The sequence below is a fragment of the Streptomyces alkaliphilus genome, assembly GCF_014141535.1.
Classification (GTDB): domain Bacteria; phylum Actinomycetota; class Actinomycetes; order Streptomycetales; family Streptomycetaceae; genus Streptomyces; species Streptomyces alkaliphilus.
On sequence record NZ_VKHT01000974.1, the window covers coordinates 1 to 1,864 of the forward strand.

Genomic DNA, 1,864 nt, shown 5'->3' on the forward strand with positions numbered 1-1,864 from the left:
GGGCGGGCACGGCCGCCGCCCGTTCACCGGCGGCGGCCACCACGTCCTCGGGTCGGCCGACGCTCTTGAGGATGCGTTTGACGTCCGCGCGGGACTCGTCGCCCTGCACGTCGGCACGGCGACGGGTGATGTCCGCCCGCAGGCGGGTCACCAGATCGCGTCGCTCGGTCGGCGACATGCCGGTGGTGTGCGCCAGGTCGCCGACCCGACTCAGGTAGTCCAGTACCAGTTGCTCGCCCTCGATCCCCACGCCTGTCGATGCTACTGATCGCGAGGCCGTCCCGGGGGATTCCCGCGCGGACTCCGGGGTGTTGGGGTCATCCGGGGCCGTTCCCGCGCCCCGGTGGGGCCCGTCCGTTCCCACCCTCCGACGGCACCCTCGTGCACCGTGTTGTTCATTCGGGGTTCACCGAACGCCGCACAACCCGCTACCCGGGTCTCTTTACATGGTGAACGTCCCATTCGGCCGCCCAGAACCCGCACCCGGGGAGCCCGACGATGGCAGCAGACCTCACCATTTCCACGGATACCGCGAGAGTGGGCCGTGCCGCCTCCCGGCTCGCCGACGGCACCGAGCGGCCCCCGGCCCCCGTGGTGTTCACCCTCGAGGGCATGAATGTGTCCTACGGCTCGCACCGAGCCGTGCGCGAAGTGTCCATGGAGATCCGGGAGCGGGAGATCACCGCCCTGATCGGCCCCTCCGGCTGCGGCAAGTCCACCGTGCTGCGCAGCCTGAACCGGATGAACGACATGGTGCCCGGTGCCCGGGTCTCCGGCACGGTGGAGTACCACGGGCTGGACCTGTACGCCGACGACGTGGATCCGATCGAGGTCCGGCGGCGGATCGGCATGGTCTTCCAGAAGCCCAACCCCTTCCCCAAGTCCATCTATGAGAACGTCGCCTACGGCCTGCGGGTGGAGGGGCGGCGGAGCAGGTCGGAGCTGGACGACCGGGTGGAGGAGGCCCTGACCGGAGCCGCCCTGTGGGACGAGGTGAAGGACAAGCTTCGGGAGAGCGGCTTCGCCCTCTCGGGCGGTCAGCAGCAGCGGTTGTGCATCGCCCGGGCCATCGCGGTCCGGCCCGAGGTCGTGTTGATGGACGAGCCCTGCTCGGCGCTCGACCCCATCGCGACGGCCCGCATCGAGGACCTGATGACGAAGCTGTCCGACGACTTCACGATCGTGATCGTCACGCACAACATGCAGCAGGCGGCCCGGGTCTCCGACCGCACGGCGTTCTTCACTGCCGACACCGACAGCGAGGGAGTGCGCCATGGGCGCCTGGTTGAGTTCGACGAAACCGAGCGGATCTTCAACCGCCCCGCCGATCAGCGCACCGAGGGCTACATTTCCGGCCGCTTCGGCTGAGGCCGTGCGGGAACGGGAACTCCTCACGGGTGGCGCCGGCTCCGTTCCGGACCCCCGCGAGGGCGCCGACGCCGAACCCTCCCGGGCTTTCGTCCCGACCCCGACGCAAATACCGCTGGGAAGCAATCCCGTGGTGCTGCTGGCCGACTCCGACGAACGGATTCGCCAGGGGTTGACCGCTCAACTCGCGAAGTACCAGGTGACGGTGGTGCACTGCGCGGACGGGGCGGTGGCCCTGCTGGAGGCCGGGCTGCGCAAGCCCGATGTGCTGCTGCTGTCGGCCGATCTGCCGGTGCTCGACGGCGCGACGGTGCTGCGGCTGGTGCGGCGACGGATGTCGGTGCCGGTGGTGTTGGGGGTGGGCCCCGGGGACTCCGCCGCCGTGGCCCCGGCACTGGCAGCGGGCGCGAGCGCCTGCGTGGCACGCCCGTACCGGCCGCGCGAGGTGGCGCAGTTGCTGGGCCTGGCCGACCGGGGCGGGCGCGGGGGTTGGGAC

2 protein-coding genes and 1 pseudogene are annotated in these 1,864 nt (G+C 70.9%); 2 read left to right on the top strand and 1 reads right to left on the bottom strand.

What is annotated here, in order from left to right; genetic code table 11:
* Positions 1 to 250: pseudogene (locus tag FNQ90_RS21630) on the bottom strand (hypothetical protein); the annotation flags it as partial.
* A gap of 362 nt (positions 251 to 612) precedes the next feature.
* On the opposite strand from FNQ90_RS21630, the gene pstB reads away from it, so the two are divergent.
* Together pstB and FNQ90_RS21640 are read left to right on the top strand one after the other, a co-directional pair.
* On the top strand, positions 613 to 1,368 hold the full coding sequence (gene pstB, locus FNQ90_RS21635) for a phosphate ABC transporter ATP-binding protein PstB (RefSeq protein ID WP_228471463.1): 756 nt from the start codon (positions 613 to 615) through the stop codon (positions 1,366 to 1,368).
* Positions 1,369 to 1,498: 130 nt separating this feature from the next.
* On the top strand, positions 1,499 to 1,864 hold a 366-nt coding region (locus FNQ90_RS21640; protein ID WP_323380112.1), incomplete at its 3' end, for a response regulator.

What these genes read in the sequence shown, in the direction of transcription:
- pstB (WP_228471463.1), top strand. Translation starts at nt 613, where the DNA reads ATGAATGTGTCCTACGGCTCGCACCGAGCCGTGCGCGAAGTGTCCATG.